Here is a 17,041-nt window from a genome sequence, read left to right as displayed (position 1 = left end):
CCCATTTTCCTGCATCCATGCTTACTTGCTTTGTTGACATCCGTACGGAATAGAGCAAAAATAAGTATAGAGAAATTCATTGAATGACGGATAAATTACAAACTAGATTGCATACAGTAAGAGGGCACGGCGCGCTAATATCAGGTGTCGGCCCTTTTGCTGACTTCGCTTCCGAAGACACTTCTTATCTGAACAAAGGAGAACCTATCTTATGTCCAAGACAGGATTATTACGAGGCTATGTGGTTGCCAACTGGCCTGTATATCTGGTCGCGATCCTTCTAATCATTGCCTCCAATGTAGGTCAGGCATCTTTACCCCGAATTCTGGGCAGCTTCACGGATCAGTTAATGCAACATAAAATTCAGATGAACACCGTCGTTCAGTACAGCCTCTCCTTACTGGCTATTGCCATCGCTTATAATTTACTGTTTGGTACAGGACAATTCATGATTATGAAGCTTGGCCGTCGGTTTGAATTCATGACACGTGAGCGAATATTCAGCAAATTTTCCGAACTGAGCGAGCATTATTTTTCCAAACAAGGTAACGGCAAGCTGCTCAGCTATGTAATGAACGACGTCACATCAGTACGTGAAGCCATCTCCAATGGTGTGACATTGATGACAAATGCAACATTCCTGTTGCTGTCATGTATTGTCATGATGCTGCTTAGCGGGATACCCCAGAGCCTAATTCTAATCAGTGTGATTCCGCTGTTAGCTATCCCATTTCTGGTCGTATTTTTTGGACCGCGCATTCGAAAGCGCTCCCGCGACGTGCAAGAGGCTCTGGCAAATATGACCGAAGCTGCCGAAGAACAGCTGGGTGGCATCCGGGTTACCAAAACATTTGCGATTGAAGACGTTGCTCAGGAGCGATTTGGCACAACCGTTGATGCAATCAAAGCAAAACAATTGCGCTTAGTACGCCTGTCGTCTCTATTCCAGGCTCTACTTCCGCTACTCGGTGCCATTTCACTCGTTGTATCACTGCTCGTTGGCGGCATACTAACGATGCAGAATTCCATCACGCTCGGTAGTTTTGTAGCGCTGACATTATATTTACGTATTATTATGGGGCCGCTGCAGCAGATCGGTAATGTTATTAATACCGTGCAACGCTCTGGAGCTTCACTGGAGAGAGTCAATGATCTGCTCCTAGAAGTACCAGATGTACGGGAACGTTCAGGGGCTCAGCCGCTTGATAAGGTAAGCGATATCTCTATTGACCAACTGACTTTTACGTACCCAGGAAGTTCTTCTCCTTCGCTCCGTAATATTCGACTGAATATTCGTACAGGTCGTACGGTTGGCATCGTAGGCAGAACTGGTTCAGGCAAGAGCACCTTGGTCAAGTTGTTACTTCGTACATACGAACCACCCGAGGGAACGATTCGCATGAATGGTACAGATATTCGCGCTTTATCACTGGAGAGCCTGAGATCCCGCATTGCCTATGTTCCGCAAGATGGATTCTTATTCAGCACCACCATTCGAGACAATATTGCCTTCAGCGACCGTAATGCGTCGCTCGGTACCGTTGAACACAGCGCGAAGCAAGCGATGATCTACGATAACATCACACGTTTCCCAGACCGCTTTGATACTTTACTCGGCGAGCGCGGACTTACCCTATCTGGTGGACAGCGCCAACGTACCAGCTTGGCTCGGGGATTAATTAAGAAATCCGAGTTGCTCATTTTGGACGACAGCATGAGTGCTGTGGATGCCGTTACTGAAAGTGGCATTTTGCGAAGTCTACGTGAGATCGGTAAAGGCAAAACAACTTTGATTATTTCACATCGGATCAGCGCGGTCCGTCATGCAGATGACATCATTGTGCTTGATCAGGGGCGTATCGCAGAACAAGGCACCCACTCCCAGTTGATGGCAGCGAATGGGTTATATGCCGCAACGTATCGTTTGCAGGAGGAGGGATTACATCTTGAGTGACCATAAACCTGATGCAGATACAACATCCACAACAACAACGGAACCAGATCAGAGTAAGCGCACTTCCTTCAAAGCCATGATGGCATATGCCAAACCGCATAGACTTACCTTTTTGGGAATCTTTTTGTGCTCACTACTCGGCATTTCTGCTGACTTACTTCAGCCTTATTTAGTCAAAATTGCGATCGATGACCATCTTGCGATAGGTCAAACAAGTGTTGCATTTCTGGTTCAACTCGCAGCCATTTATTTAGGCTTAGCTGTCATCAGCTTTGTTTTTACTTATGTACAAAATAATCTGTTGCAACATGTCGGTCAGAACATCGTCTCTCGTATTCGCAAAGACCTATTCCGGCATATTTCCAAAATGTCGATGTCATTTTTTGATCGGTTTCATATTGGCAGCCTGGTTACGAATGTCTCCAGCGATACGGAAACGATCAGCAGTTTCTTCACGCAAGTGCTGCTCAGTCTGATTCGGGATGGCATGATGCTCGTCCTCATTATCTTTTTCATGTTTCAACTAGATCCGGTACTGGCAGGATATTCACTCATTGTGTTACCGATTATCGCTATAGTTGCCGTACTATTTCGAAGCAGACTACGAAAAGCTTATCAGAACGCACGCACACGTCTCTCTCGTCTGATTGCGTTTACCGCTGAGAACTTGTCCGGCATGTTCCTCATTCAAGCTTTTCATCAGGAGGAAGAACAGAAGAAACGGTTCTCGGAAAAAAATCAGGATCATCTGCAAGCCAACATTACTCAGGCTCGTTCCAATGTCATTTTCAACCGTACATTTGATATTCTGGGCAATGCCGCACTGGTCATGATGGTTTGGTTAGGAGGTCGGGCAGTCCTTGGCGAGTCATTACAGGTAGGTGTACTCTACGCCTTTATCAGCTACATTCGCCAGTTCTTTCAGCCGATCAACCAGATTACGATGCAATGGAACACGTTCCAATCTACTACGGTATCCATGGATCGCATCTGGAAAATTCTAAGCACCCGTCCTGAAGTCGCGGATCCCAAGCCCCAAGATGCACACACACTTGAGCCACAGCATGTGATGGGTCAGGTTGATTTTAACGATGTATCGTTCGGATACCAACCAGATCGTCCACTGATAGCGCATCTGAATCTGCATCTGTATCCTGGAGAAATGGTCGGCATTGTAGGGACAACGGGAGCAGGCAAAAGCACACTGATCTCTCTACTGAATCGCTTCTATGATGTTCAGGCAGGTCGTATTGAAATCGATGGTACAGATATCCGGCGAATCCCCCAAGCCAATCTTCATCGAATCGTTGGTTTAATTCAGCAGGAGCCCTTTCTATTCTCGGGAACGATTATCGATAATGTGCGAATGTTCCGCGAGGATATTCCGCGGGAAAAAGCAATTGAAGCCTGCCGTTTTGTCGGAGCAGCAGCGATGATTGAGCGTTTGCCTGATGGATACGATACACGTCTATCTGAACGAGGCAGCGGATTGTCAGCTGGACAGCGACAGCTCATATCGTTTGCAAGGATTGTGGTATTCGAGCCTCGCGTGCTCATCTTGGATGAAGCAACGGCTAATCTAGACTCCCATACCGAGCAACTGGTACAACAAGCCCTGGAAACTGTATCTCAAGGACGAACAACGATTGTCATTGCACACCGACTCTCCACTGTCATGCATGCTGACCGGATTCTCGTCATGGAGAATGGCGAGATTGTCGAGGAAGGATCACATCAAGAACTTATCGCCGCCAAAGGCGTATATGCTGACTTGTATAAACATGCTCGAGAAGCTGGAGAGAATAACGCCGCCTCGGGATAAACGAATATGAAATATGCCGCCTGCCTCGCAGAGCGGCATATTTCGTTATATGATGGTTATAAAGGAGGATTGATTGGACATGGAATCAGAATCAACAGTACCAACTTCGAATATACAGCACATTCGATACCGACGATTCACAGCTCTCTGGAAGGGAACACTGTTTCTGCTGTTTATAATCCTGTGCATTCAACTGTTATGGTTTATATATGATGGGCTATCTGGCAAACTGGAAACATTATATTACTCGATCGCAGCCGTTCTGGGCATATGGTTCATCGGCCCGTTATGCCTGATGTTTGGAGCTCGATTCATCAAGCAGCCGCCTGTGTTACTGTCTTGGAATGATGAAGCCATCCTGTGCGGTAAACGAAGTATCCGTTGGGAACAAATTCGCAAAATTGAATTGTCCTCGTATCACTTTAGCAAGTGGATCTTGTCGTCTTCACCAATGATTGTCCTATTCCTAAATGACGGCACACGGCACCACATTGCAACAGATCACTTGCTTAGCAAAAAGGAACGAGACAAAGCAATCAACCTGCTTCAGCAAACATTGCGCAATAAGCATCCACGGGAGGATGGATTTACGTCATCGTTATGACCTGCTCACCGCGTACAGCTGACTGGACGCGGTGCTCTGCTTCACAACAAGGATAGTCACCACAGCTTCATTTCTCCACACGAATGGACAAGCTCATCTTATAGTTTCCATAGTGTAAAAGTTCCTCAAGTAATTGGTTCAGTTGTTCTGTCGTTCCGGTGCGAACCCGCATCAGGTAACAGCCTTCTCCGCTAATACGATGCACTTCAACGATATCTTCATGTGAAGCGATAAATGTCCGAAAAGCGACGTGTCGATCACCCGAATTCATGAATACGGTAACAAATGCCTGAAGCCCGAGGCCAAGACGTTCTGGGTTCCATTTTACTGTATACCCTTCTATCACACCCAGATCCTGCAGCTTGCGCAATCTTGCACCTACGGCCTGCCCAGTCAGGTGAACGTCTTCTCCGATTTCTTTGTGAGAACGCTTGGCGTCCTGAATAAGAATCTGTAAAATACGCAGATCTGTGTCATCTATCGTTTCATTCATCCGGCTGTTACAATCCTTTCAACGTGAAATGAGTTCGATCTATTTCCGTTCATCATGTTATGTACGACGTTAATCGGGTTGTATAACATATAGGATAATACTATTCAACAACCCGAAGGAGTGCAAATATAATGAAATTTCAATTGATCCGCAATGCTACGCTGTGGCTGGAATATGGAGGTCTGAACATTCTAGTTGATCCGATGTTGATGGATGCTGAATCCATGCCCGGATTTCCGAACACCCCAAATGAGTTGCGCAACCCGAGAGTGAGCCTGCCAGAAACCGAAACAGATTACCTCAACCCTGATCTGTTGATTGTCACTCATACTCATCCAGATCATTGGGATGAAGCTGCTGCGAAGCATCTCCGCAAAGATATCCCGCTGTTATGCCAGCCTGGAGATGAGCATGTGTTTACCAATGCGGGGTTCACCGACGTAACGGCTGTGGAGGATAAACATGAGCATCATTCGGTACGATTCGCTCGCACCTCCGGTCATCATGGTACGGGTGAGATTGGTAAACGTATGGGCAACGTATCCGGCTTCGTTCTGGAAGCAGACGGTGAACCCGTCACGTATATTGCCGGTGATACGATCTGGTGCGAGGAGCCTGCTGAGGCAATTCGTCAGTATACTCCAGACGTTATTGTTGTGAATGCTGGGGGTGCACGCTTCAACGAGGGGGATCCCATTACGATGGACGAGCATGACGTTGTTGCTGTGAAGCAACATGCGCCATCCGCTCATGTGATCGCTGTGCATATGGATGCCATTAACCATTGCGTAGTATCCCGCGCTGATCTCGCCAACCATCTGGCATCCGAGCAGTTGGATGGTCAAGTACTTATCCCACTTGACGGTGAGAGTTTTGAGTTTTGAGTTTTGAGATTTGAGGTTTGAGATTTGAGGTTTGAGGTAACGAACTCAGGACACTCTATTAGGTCAATTTCAGCCTATCCAAAATTCTAACGAATCCTATGTACGTTATTATTGCTCTGGGCACACTTTTCCCGGCATTTATCCACCTTTTTGCTGGGATAGCGTGTCTCAGATTCATTAAAATTCTATTTTGGTGATAATGGGCACAATAAGGTTTCCTAGATTCGTTAGAACGTAAGCACCGGACTGTACGCTCGATAATAGACTTACCAACAACCATTAATACGATGAATTCATGAAGAGTTAATACAACAAAAGCTAATGCAATATTTTCTGCAATTTCAACGAATCCTACGCCTACTGCTTACTACCTTCTCTCCTTGATACCTACATGTTACCTACATGCAACCTTGCGGATTATCCCACCTTATCTTCCCAGCATTCGATAGCCTGACCTAACCTAATTGTTGTATATAACATGAAAAAAGCTGGATGCGATAAACTCGCATCCAGCTTTTTGGGATTCAAGGAAGGACGTTAACTCGCTAACGTCCTTCCTCACTTCTCTCTCGGTCGGGCATTTAACTTAAGTTAAACACAAGAATGATCGTGCCCAGTCTAGCTTATGTCTGTGCGCGCTTACTGATTTCTCATCAGTGTTACCTTTGGCCTTACTCATTTTCAATCAGTTTATTCTGTGTTCTTCATTGCAGTTTCTGTCTGTGTTCTTACAGAACTCTCAATCGATTTGTCTCTAGTGTTACTGGAGAACTCTACATCAATTTAGCCTGTGCTCTTACTGAACTTTCAATCGGATGACGTTCCAAGACGCTTTGGCAAGACTTGCTGTAATCAACGTATCCGATACCTCTGCTCCCCCGCGGTTATGCGGAACAACACGGTTCGGCTGTGCTGCTGTATTGGTCGCTTTGAGATCATCATTCTCAAGCACAATATGCTCGATCAAGCTGCACTTCCCAAAGCTGCGCAAGTCCACTTCAAGCGGCAAAGATTCTTCCAGATGACGGTTCACTGCAAATACAGTCACTTCTCCAAGCTCTTCGTTATGCACCGCAATCCCTTCCAGATAAGGAACATCCGTAATTTGTTTTGTGTCATATTTCGGAGATTGAATCAACGGCACCAACGCTGTTCCACGTCCGTATACGGAAGCATGCATAAATGGATAGAAGATGGTCTGTCTCCATGAACCACCGCCTGTATCTGTCATAATTGGCGCAATAACATTAACAAGCTGTGCCAAACATGCCATTTTGACTCGATCTGCATGTTTGAGCATGCTGATGAGCATACAACCTACGAGAAGTGCATCCTCGTGGTTATAAATATCCTCCAGTTGCGGCGGAGCAATCTGCCATGGATCCATTTTCGAATCATTTTCATGGGAGTGATACCATACATTCCACTCGTCAAAGGAGAGATACATCGTCTTCTTACTGCGTTTCTTCGCTTTGATATAATCACAAGTTGCCTTCACCGTGTCGATGAAACGATCCATTTCAAGCGAGCGTGCAAGGAATGTCGGCGTATCGTTCTCCTGATTGCCATAATATTGGTGTAGGGAAAGATACTCGACGTGATCATACGTATGATCCAGCACCGTTGCTTCCCAATCCGGGAACGTTTGCATATTCAAGCTAGAGCTTCCGCAAGCCACCAACTCAATCGTTGGATCCGTCCACTTCATCACTTTTGCCGCCTCTACTGCAGCACGCCCGTATTCCTCAGCCGTTTTGTGACCAATTTGCCAAGGGCCGTCCATCTCGTTACCTAGACACCATGTTTTGATCGCATGCGGCTCTTTGTAACCATGCTTGATCCGAAGATCACTATAATACGAACCTTCCGGATGGTTGCTGTACTCTACGATATTACGGGCAGCATCTGCTCCTCTTGTTCCCAGATTGACCGCCATCATCACTTCGGAATTCGCCTGCTTCGTCCAGTCTACGAATTCGTTGAAGCCAAATTCATTCGTCTCGATCGTTCTCCATGCCAATTCCAATCTACGCTTACGCTCAGACACTGGTCCAACGGAATCTTCCCAATTGTAACCGGATACAAAATTCCCTCCTGGATAACGTACAATCGGCACCTGCAGCTCCTTCACCATCTCCAGCACATCTGTACGGAAACCTTGCTCATTCGCTGAAGAATGTCCCGGCTCGTAAATCCCACCATATACAGCGCGTCCCAGGTGTTCTATAAAAGATCCGTACAAGCGCTTATCAACTTCACCAATTTTAAAATCTTTGTCTACTGTCATTTTCGCTTTTTCCATTGAGGTTAACACTCCTTAAGATTAATATTAAAATTAATTCAAAATGTATGGATAAACGTTTATATTTATATTAAAATCGATTACAACAATAATTTCAACCCGAATTTCGAAAAATGTTACTCTTTCATTTGGATTTATGTTTAACTTAATTCTATAATTTATGGCTTGGAGGAACACATGTGATCAGAGCAAATACCGATGCAGAATGGCTGCCCCTCTATGAGGCGCTTGCCAGTGAAGTTCGTCTGCAAATTATCCGTCTCGTCGCGGACACTCCCATGAACGTCAAAGATATCGCTGCTTCGCTTGGTCTAAGCAGTGCCATTGTAACGATGCACGTTCGGAAGCTTCAGGACGTAGGTATTATTCAATCGAAGATGGTTCGTAAAGATGGCGGTACCCACAAAATGAACAGTTTAGCGGTGGATTGGATCGGAATCTCGATGCCTCAGGACACCGGATCATCCAATAAAGTTCATGAGGTTGCGATTCCGGTGGGGCACTACACCCATTTTGACGTTTATCCAACCTGTGGATTAGCTACCTCTACTCATGTGATCGGTCAATATGATGACCCACGTTACTTTTTAGACCCAGAGCGGATGCATGCTTTAATTCTCTGGATGGGGCGAGGATTTGTAGAATATAAAATTCCAAACTACATTCTGTCCGGGCAACAGATTAATGCGATTGAGCTGTCTCTGGAGATCGGTTCAGAAGCACCGTCCGTTAATCCAAACTGGCCTTCTGATATTACGTTTACACTGAATGGGATAAGGCTCGGGGAATGGACAAGTCCCGGCGATTCCGGCAACGGACGCGGTATGTTCACCCCGGAATGGTGGAGCGAGAGCGTTAACCAATATGGCATGTTAAAAGTGCTACGGATTACCGATGAGGGGACATTTATCGATGGACAGCGTTTATCTGATGTGAAGCTCTCGGACATTCCGGTGGAGCGCAATCAGTGGACATTGCGCTTATCGGTTGAGGAAGATGCGCAGCATGTCGGAGGTATGACCTTGTATGGCGAAGGATTCGGAAACTATAACCAAGATATCCTGTTCCGTCTCTACTATCAGGACTGAATTAGGATAGCAATTACAATAAAAAACCTACCGTCTACCCTTTGTGGCGTAGATGGCAGGTTATTTGTTAGTCTCACTTGTAGTAAGATGTTATTCAAAAAGTCCGATTCTGATTACGATGGATGTCCGAGGCATCCCAGCATTGGAATAGCCTTTTTAGCCACTCACTTAACCAAATGTACCGACGTACACTTAGATCAAAAAGTTCGTTTAGGTATTCCGCAAGGATGCATAGACACATCTAACTGAGAGATGCTGCTTCCCTACAGCGCACTTCCACCGAACAAGAAGCGATATTCCCAATGCTTACCTGCGATATCACTGATTGTTACACCGCCACCGGCGTTGGAATACGTATGCAATACTTTACCATCACCTAGATAAATACCGGTGTGCGTAATTCTTGCTGTGGACTTATTCACGCCAGCGTATGAGGACGACTTAGTCCCTTTATAAGACATGAAATACATCAGATCGCCGCGTTTTAGATTTTTCCAATTGGTCTGAACAGCGCCCTTGCCCTTAACATAATCGCCTTGCTGGCGAGAGTCGGCTGGCAGTTTGATTCCAAGTGCATCAATAAAAGCCTGGCGGATGAAGCTGGAACAATCAAAGGTAGCCGTACTATTACGGCTTGCTCCAAACTCATAAGGAGTACCCCAATACTTCATACCTGCAGCGATTACCTTCTCAACTGCCGCTTGGTTGGTATTCGATGAACTGCTGCCAGAAGTCGACGTGTTCGCATTTCCGCTCACAGCTTTTGTATATTTGGATGAAGAGGATATGTATCCTGTGCGTTTGTTAGCATCCTGTACTTTGTACCAGCTCGATCCAGACTGCCCGAGTACAGTAATTTGCTCACCTTTTGGTACCATGCGAACTACACTTGCACTTGAAGATGCTGAAGTACGCATATTAACGCCCCAGATAACCTCTAATTTCGAATTTTGGACTGCAGCCGCTGATACCGGTGCTGTAAGTGCTCCTGTCGTCAGACTTCCCATCAGCATCGTTGCTGTTAGTGTTGCAGTAATCATTTTACTTTTCCAGTTCATGATGTCGTGTTCCCCCTGATGTTACAGAATTTTAACCTCGGCTTGGTTCTCCCGGGCTTGCCCCATTGTAAACGGGGCTTTCCATAACAATCATCAGACCAAAGTCCTGTATTCGATTCATGCCATTTGAGCAATAAGAATCAGGGATACACATGCCATACATGGGAAAAATCGCTTCAATACGAAGGTTTCTACAAAGGTTAAATTATTGTAACCATTTGGTGTCACACACTTTATCTCCATAAGTACGTGTATACTTTAGCCCATCCACTTAATAGTTCTTAAGAACCACTTCCGATTCATCACATTCCATAAGTGGAAAACATTACTACACCAATAAAAGCTATAAATACCCACAATTATACATAAATATGTTTAATTTAATATCGATCTGGGTATCCATGAACGTAAAAACCGGGGATTGCTCCCCGGCTTCACTTACTCATTTACAATGGATGGGCTCGCCTCCATTAAGGCTCGATTCCCCATACCTTCACACCATCTTGATAAGCAGTTACTTTGCTCCAAGCGCCAAAGGCAGTCTGCGTTGCATCAAATGAATAGTCATTCGTCTGATCAAAATTGCTCCAGTTGGTCTTGGAGAAACGACCTTGGATGACCCCTGTCTCCGCACCCGCTGCCAAGCTGCCTGCTCCAGCTTTGAATCCAATCTCCAGATACGTGTCTGCCGTTCCTGTCGCTGGGTCTACCGCGACAAAACGTGCCTCTACATTACTGCTACCAATCTGGGCATAATCACACCAGAAGCTCAGCTCTGCTGCGCTGTCCTTCGTGAAGTAATACCGTAGCTTTACCTTGCTTAGATCCACTTCGGTTGTACCTGTGTTCTTCACGTTAAACTGTGGCGTAATGGCATTGCCGGAGGCTGCCGAACTCCCATTACGATATTGCACCTCTATACTGCCCGTTGTAGCAGGAGGCGCTGTAGGCGTCAATGCTACCACGTTCGACAATGTCTGTCCGCTGGCATTCACGGCCGCAATCCGGTAGCTGTACGTCGTGCCGTTGACTACCGCGCTGTCCGTATATGTCAACTCGGTTACATGGGTTGCCACGTCCGTGTACGGTGCTCCATTAACAGAACGCTGTACGTTATAACTGTCCGCCCCTGTGGATGCGCTCCATGTTAATACGGTCTGAGCATTGCCTGCCGTGCCTGTAAGCGTCAGTACATCTGGTACGACCGCGCCCGCTTGCGGCGTTGCAGATACCTGTGAAGATGGCGTGGATTCACCTACGGCATTGACCGCTGTGACGGTGTAATAATAGGTCGTGCCATTAGTCAAGTCCGCGTCTGTAAAGGTTGTGCCTGTGACTCCTGTTGCAACCGAAGTGTATGGCCCACCGTCTACTTCAGCACGCTTCACTGTGTATGAAGCTGCACCTGGAGCTGTGTTCCATTTCAGTACGACTTGTTCACTAGCCCCTGTGGCTGTTACACCAACAGGTGCTGCGGGCACTTCAACTACTGGTGTCTCTTCATCTCCAAGCAAACGATCATATTCGCCGTATGCGGTAGCCATGTCAACCTGTGACCAGAAACGGTGATACGTAAAGGTTGGCGCTCCTTTTTCCCATGTTTTCGTTGTTGGATTGTATGACGTTTTGTACAAGTTATCTAAGTAAGCCCATGCTGGATCTTGCTTGATGGCCGGACGAAGATCGGAGTACCCGATGTATACACCGTTTCCGCCTTTCGCTGGATCAGAAGGAATACCAGCCGTTCCTGGAATGGCGTTCCCTTGACCAAACGTTCCCGTCCAGTTTGCAGGAATGTAGATTTCTTTTGCAAAGAAGCGGAAATAGTCCTTACGCACTTCTTCCGTTACAATTCCCACGCCGTCATTATAGTCCCATGCTGTGTCCAGAAGCTTCTCAGCGAGATCCTTAGCTTCCTGCCCATCAGCACTTAACACACCTTCCTCTGCCTGAGTACCTGCTGCGAAGAAGGTAAGAGCTTTAATATAACTGCCCAATACACCTGTATCCTGTGCTGGATCTTTCGTGACGACATGGAAATTCGGATTCTCTGTAAAGGAGCTGAATCCATTCCATTGATCAGGTTGACCCTGCCATTCCTGACCGCCTGGAATCCAGAATTCCCCTGGCGCAGGCGTTGTCGCTACTTGCACATTGGTTCCACCAAGTACACGCTGACCGGCTGCATTCAGGTAATAACCTTGAGCATCCGTTACCGGGCGTTCATCTACAAATACATAGTCCTTCGTCCAATCAATCCATTTGGTAATGACTTTTTTGGCCATTTGGAAGTTCTCGGAGCTCAAATCGCCACTCTCAGCAAGAATATAGTACATCTCTGCTACACGTTCGAGCGACCAAGCCTGGAATCCAAACCATGTGTTGGAGTCTGGGTCACGATATACTGGTGCTTCCTGATATGCCATATCATAAAAAGTACTTACTCCTGCCGGATACGCTTTGTAGGAGCCATCCAGACTGTTAGTTGCCCCTCCGCCAATAGCACCTTCATGCGATTGCAGCCACGTGTAGAACTCCAATTGACGCTTCAAGGATGCATTCCAGTCGTCCTTCGCTGTTGTCGATTTTGGAATCAAGCCACCAGCAGGATCGGACAGCGCATAGGCCGCAACCGGATTTTGATAAGCCTGGTGCGTATGACTCGCTCCAATGCGCCATGCCCATTCTCCACCTTGCCCTAAGCCACCGCCCCATGAGGTGTACCATGCCATCAGGTACATGTTGGAATCTTTACCTGTACCCGGAGTAGGTGTCCCGTTCTTCGCACTACCGATCTTCTGGAAGTACTTATCATGCATACCATACCGCAGATAGTCCCCCATCTTCTTCGCTTTATCCAGATACTTCGTATTGGTATAACCCATTTCTTTGGCCCAGTACAGCACTTGTACCGCACGTGCATCAGCATCTGTTGCGTTGGTATAACGCCATTGAGCTGCAGGTGCCTGATTTTCTTTCGTGAACAGACTCATGAAGCCTTCATTGGCTTTGCCGAACGTTTTATTATCTTGCGATGGATGGGGGATCGCTTCCCATACGGACTCTTGTTCACCACGCTGGAACGTATTCACATAAGCAGCCGTGTGTGATGGATTCAGCAAATTCCCATATCCGTACCAATTATCTACATCAAGCAGCCAGTGCATCAGATAGGTCTGGTTATTGCCATACGAAGCCTTAAGTTCGGCATCGAGTGGATCTTTGCCTGCCGCATATTGTCCATTAATCGCTGAAGGATACTGATCCGGGAACGGTTTTTCCGCAGCGTACGTTGCTGGGCTATTCGGATTATAATAACTCATCGTAGGCTGCTCTTCCTTGCCATCACCTTCATTGACTGGAATAATGTATTTCTCCATGTTGTCCCAAGCTGCTTCGAGTTTCGACCAATCACCTGTGTAGTGACCATACATGGTCTCTAGCCATAACCAGTAGCTGTATGCCTCCGAAGTTGTCATATGCCCATAGTCAGGTGCTTCGCTCAGCAACGTTTCAATCGAATGATAGGGAATCCCCTCTGGTGAAAAATATCCATTAGCCGGGTCTTTCAATTGATCATACAATTGCAGAAACCGCTGTTCATTTATACTCTCTGCCTGAAGCTCAATCGCTGAATCCGCAGCATGTGCCTGACCTGGCCCCGCCCATAGTCCGGTATATCCGGTCAACATCATTGTACCTGCCAGCATGGCCGTCAAACTTTTCTTCGTCGCTGATTTCAACATGTACTTACCTCCCTAAATGAGTAGAATTATTAAGATCCGCTACGTTTGGAATATTCGGCGCCTCCACGGGTCATTATGGTTCAATTCCCCACACTTGTGTGCTGCCCTGATATCCAGTCACTTGACTCCAGGCAGTAAAAGCCGTCTTCGTTGCATCATAAGAATAGTCATTGCTCTGATCAAAATTGCTCCAGTTGGTCTTAGAGAAGCGTGCCTGAATGACACCTGTCTCCGCCCCAGGAGCTAGACTGCCTGCACCGGATTTAAAACTTATCTCCAGATAGGTATCTGCCGTACCCTTCGCCGGATTCACCGTTACGAACCGGCCTTCAATATTGGCAGCGCCCACCTGTGCATAGTCACACCAGAAGCTCAGATCGACTGAACCATCCTTCGTAAAATAGTAACGTAGCTTCACTGTACTCAGATCAACCGCCTGAGTTCCCGTGTTCTTCACAATGAATTGTGGTGTCACTGCATTACTGGACACGCCAGATCCTGTAGTTCGATACTGAACTTCCAATGTGCCCGTCGTTGCTGGCGGCGCACTTGGTGTCAGCGTCACAACATTGGACAACGTCTGCCCCGCTGCGTTAACAGCCATAATGCGGTAGCTGTATGTCGTCCCATTCACTGTCGCTTCATCGGTATAGGTAAGTGTAGTTAAACCTGTTGCTACATCCGTGTAGGCTCCTCCTGCAAGCGCACGCTGTACTTTGTAACTTGCAGCTCCTGTTGATGATGTCCAAGATAAGATCGTTTGAGCGTTACCCGCCGTTCCAGTTAACGTCAACGTACCAGGTACGACTGTAGTAGCCTGAGGTGTTGCCGAAACTTGAACAGAATTCCCTGACTCTCCTGCAGAGTTCACCGCAGTAACGACATAGTAATAGGTTGTTCCGTTCGTTAAGCCGGTATCTGTATGTGTTAGCCCGTTGATTCCAGTGGCTACAGAGGTGTACGTTCCACCTGCTGTCTCAGAACGCTTCACTGAGTAGGATGTGGCGCCTGGCACTGCTGTCCAGTTGAGCGCTACTTGCGCGCTTCCTGCTAGAGCCTGCACGTTAGCAGGTGCGATTGGAACCGTTACAGGAGCAATCCCTGGCTCCTCACCATATACGCGTACCCCAGCATCATAGACGGGTAGATTGGTACTTTTCGCCACATTACCAGTACCTAGATTCTGAAATGAGTGGTCGTTATTCGGATTCCAAGCCCCTTGAGGGCCGGTAATGCGAAACTGTATTTCTTTGCGATAGTGCCCCTCTCCACCAGGATAGATTTTGGTTCCACTGAAGTCGGCGGTAATTGCATAAATATGTTGGCTTGCATCCACGACTACAGGTTGCGAGATCGTTGCACCTTCCGCATAAGATGCAGTGACATTGACATCCGAGACTGTACGCCCTGCCGCATAGATCTCACTTAGATCAAGGAAGTATTTAAATGAGAGTTGATCCCCCATCCGTGCAGGCCAGGCTGAGCGATTGTTCAGCATGGCTCTAATCTCCGTGTAGTTTGAACCGGAAGCCTTAATGGCTGCTTCGACGAAAAATTCATCCCCCTTTACTTCAGGGGCAGGAAAGTTGGCAAGAGGCTGATGCCCTTGACCAAACAATAGATTCATCTTCGCGAGCGCTCCCGTGAATCCCGCATTATAGTCGGTTGCAACCTCGTTGCTAACATAGTCCCCAATATCATCCGTGTATTGATCTGATGCATTCGGACCCCCGACCAAGGCGCCATACAAAATATGACGGTGACTCGATGGGGTACTTTCACTATTGACCCATGAACCGTGAGCTGTACGATGATGTGGATGCTCCGGAGCATTCTGCCCATAACCAACCACATAACTGCCCTGGCGTGGGTTATCCCCTAAGATGTAGTTCATTTGCGAAACTGCGAAGTCCTGATATCTTGCTTTTTTCACAGGATCATTGACCCAATCTGAATATACAAATGCAATAAATGACGCACTCGACGCATAGCGGAGCGAGCCCCACTGATCCAACCAAGCAAGGCCTCCTGGCGTATACGTCACTCTGTGCCCATTGGTACCGACCGACCAATAATCCAGATTACGCTCCGTTGACTGAATAAACCTTGTCGCCTCTGGCATATTCAGACTGGAAGTAATGCGGGCTAGAAGAATCTGTGCTCCATAGTTTTTGTTATCCCAACCCTGTGTCCAGGTGTAAGGCCAATTGGAAGGACCACCCGACGACCATTGATCGGTAGCAGCAATTGCTTTGGACAAGTAAGCGCTATCATTAGTAGCTAAATAAAGCCATGCTCCGCCCCAAGCCAGTTCATCGTAATACCCCGACCATGAATTGTAGAAGGACTGCGCATCCGTAATACAATCCGAGTATTTACCACGATACGTATCTGCGAAGCTGTATAGCTCCTTAGCATGTCGGAGCAACTTCGCCGAATACTCCGGTTCATCGTCTGCAAATACAATGGAAGCTGCTGCGAGCGCTGCTGCCGTCTCTGCCGCAAGATCACTACCTGGGCAAGAAGCATCGATCTTGAACGATGGACGGTTCATCTGCATCACTTCTGCAGGCCCCCACCAAGCATGATCCACGTGTCCTGATCCAACTTGTCCCCATAGTTCGTTTGGTTTCGTATGCGCTTTCACAAAGTAGTCTGTCGCCCACTTAATATTCTCCTTAATCTCTTCCAGCTGTCCTGCATTCTCGTAACCGTCGCGATATTCGACTACAGACCAAGCCAGCATCGTAGCTGAATAAGCCATCGGCAAACCGAATTTCACGTGATCGCCAGCATCGTGCCATCCACCTGTCAGATCAATACCAACATCGGCTCCGTCACGTAGCCCTGAATCTCCCCGCCATTCCACTCGGTTATTCGCCGGTAGTTTACCTGAACGTTGAGTTTCATAGAAATAGATCGATTTCTGCAGAGCTTCTGCATAATTGTGAGTGCCAGCGGCCGCATCCGCCTTGCCTATCCATCCTGTACCCACCGGTAAACTCCCTGCCAGTAGTCCTGCCGACAACGCAATGATTGCGATTCGCCTCCACCAGCTTCGTTTCATGTCCAATCATTCATCTCCTCTTC

The 17,041-nt window shown here is 47.2% G+C and carries 10 protein-coding genes; 5 read left to right on the top strand and 5 right to left on the bottom strand.

Translation table 11 applies throughout. From position 1 onward, the window contains the following. The first annotated feature begins 211 nt into the window (after positions 1-211). The 3 genes from V6W81_RS05620 (at position 212) to V6W81_RS05610 (ending at position 4,380) form a co-directional block, all read left to right on the top strand. Positions 212-1,954, top strand: coding sequence for an ABC transporter ATP-binding protein (locus tag V6W81_RS05620; protein ID WP_338541995.1), 1,743 nt, complete (start codon positions 212-214; stop codon positions 1,952-1,954). Next, positions 1,947-3,776: an ABC transporter ATP-binding protein gene (locus tag V6W81_RS05615; protein ID WP_430701085.1), complete on the top strand. Its 1,830-nt coding sequence runs from the start codon at positions 1,947-1,949 to the stop codon at positions 3,774-3,776. The genes V6W81_RS05620 and V6W81_RS05615 overlap by 8 nt, the downstream gene beginning before the upstream one ends. Positions 3,777-3,855: 79 nt before the next feature. Next, on the top strand, positions 3,856-4,380 hold the full coding sequence (locus tag V6W81_RS05610) for a DUF5381 family protein (protein ID WP_338541993.1): 525 nt from the start codon (positions 3,856-3,858) through the stop codon (positions 4,378-4,380). A 67-nt stretch (positions 4,381-4,447) separates the two neighbouring features. Here V6W81_RS05610 and V6W81_RS05605 read toward each other — a convergent pair whose 3' ends face one another. After that, positions 4,448-4,873, bottom strand: a complete 426-nt coding sequence (locus V6W81_RS05605; protein WP_338541991.1) for an Lrp/AsnC family transcriptional regulator — start codon at positions 4,871-4,873, stop codon at positions 4,448-4,450. A 131-nt stretch (positions 4,874-5,004) separates the two neighbouring features. Here V6W81_RS05605 and V6W81_RS05600 point away from each other — a divergent pair, with 131 nt between their 5' ends. Next, a complete protein-coding gene (locus V6W81_RS05600; protein WP_338541989.1) occupies positions 5,005-5,757 on the top strand; it encodes an MBL fold metallo-hydrolase in 753 nt (250 codons plus the stop codon). Between the two features lie 796 nt (positions 5,758-6,553). Here V6W81_RS05600 and V6W81_RS05595 read toward each other — a convergent pair. Continuing rightward, positions 6,554-8,059 (bottom strand): alpha-N-arabinofuranosidase, encoded by a 1,506-nt coding sequence (locus V6W81_RS05595; protein WP_145051179.1) that lies wholly within the window; start codon positions 8,057-8,059, stop codon positions 6,554-6,556. A gap of 179 nt (positions 8,060-8,238) precedes the next feature. Between V6W81_RS05595 and V6W81_RS05590 the strand changes: the two genes are divergently transcribed. Further along, complete coding sequence (locus tag V6W81_RS05590) at positions 8,239-9,147, top strand: ArsR/SmtB family transcription factor (protein ID WP_145051182.1); 909 nt, start codon at positions 8,239-8,241, stop codon at positions 9,145-9,147. Positions 9,148-9,410: 263 nt separating this feature from the next. Here V6W81_RS05590 and V6W81_RS05585 read toward each other — a convergent pair whose 3' ends face one another. The 3 genes from V6W81_RS05585 to V6W81_RS05575 all read right to left on the bottom strand — a co-directional run bounded on the left by V6W81_RS05585 (position 9,411) and on the right by V6W81_RS05575 (position 17,018). Then, positions 9,411-10,205 (bottom strand): C40 family peptidase, encoded by a 795-nt coding sequence (locus V6W81_RS05585; RefSeq protein ID WP_338541988.1) that lies wholly within the window; start codon positions 10,203-10,205, stop codon positions 9,411-9,413. Positions 10,206-10,675: 470 nt separating this feature from the next. Then, positions 10,676-13,951, bottom strand: coding sequence for a glycoside hydrolase family 48 protein (locus V6W81_RS05580; RefSeq protein WP_338541987.1), 3,276 nt, complete (start codon positions 13,949-13,951; stop codon positions 10,676-10,678). Between the two features lie 73 nt (positions 13,952-14,024). Beyond that, a complete protein-coding gene (locus tag V6W81_RS05575) occupies positions 14,025-17,018 on the bottom strand; it encodes a glycoside hydrolase family 9 protein (RefSeq protein WP_338543948.1) in 2,994 nt (997 codons plus the stop codon). Between the last annotated feature and the right edge of the window lie 23 nt (positions 17,019-17,041).

Origin of the sequence: Paenibacillus tundrae, assembly GCF_036884255.1 — a bacterium.
Classification (GTDB): domain Bacteria; phylum Bacillota; class Bacilli; order Paenibacillales; family Paenibacillaceae; genus Paenibacillus.
Note: the sequence above shows the minus strand (reverse complement) of the source record. Positions and strands in the feature narration are given on the sequence as shown.

Bases quoted from the DNA above. Each gene is read 5' to 3' on its own strand.
- V6W81_RS05595 (WP_145051179.1), bottom strand. From the start codon at position 8,059: ATGGAAAAAGCGAAAATGACAGTAGACAAAGATTTTAAAATTGGTGAA.
- V6W81_RS05620 (WP_338541995.1), top strand. From the start codon at position 212: ATGTCCAAGACAGGATTATTACGAGGCTATGTGGTTGCCAACTGGCCT.
- V6W81_RS05610 (WP_338541993.1), top strand. From the start codon at position 3,856: ATGGAATCAGAATCAACAGTACCAACTTCGAATATACAGCACATTCGA.
- V6W81_RS05575 (WP_338543948.1), bottom strand. From the start codon at position 17,018: ATGAAACGAAGCTGGTGGAGGCGAATCGCAATCATTGCGTTGTCGGCA.
- V6W81_RS05605 (WP_338541991.1), bottom strand. From the start codon at position 4,873: ATGAATGAAACGATAGATGACACAGATCTGCGTATTTTACAGATTCTT.
- V6W81_RS05600 (WP_338541989.1), top strand. From the start codon at position 5,005: ATGAAATTTCAATTGATCCGCAATGCTACGCTGTGGCTGGAATATGGA.
- V6W81_RS05585 (WP_338541988.1), bottom strand. From the start codon at position 10,205: ATGAACTGGAAAAGTAAAATGATTACTGCAACACTAACAGCAACGATG.
- V6W81_RS05580 (WP_338541987.1), bottom strand. From the start codon at position 13,951: ATGTTGAAATCAGCGACGAAGAAAAGTTTGACGGCCATGCTGGCAGGT.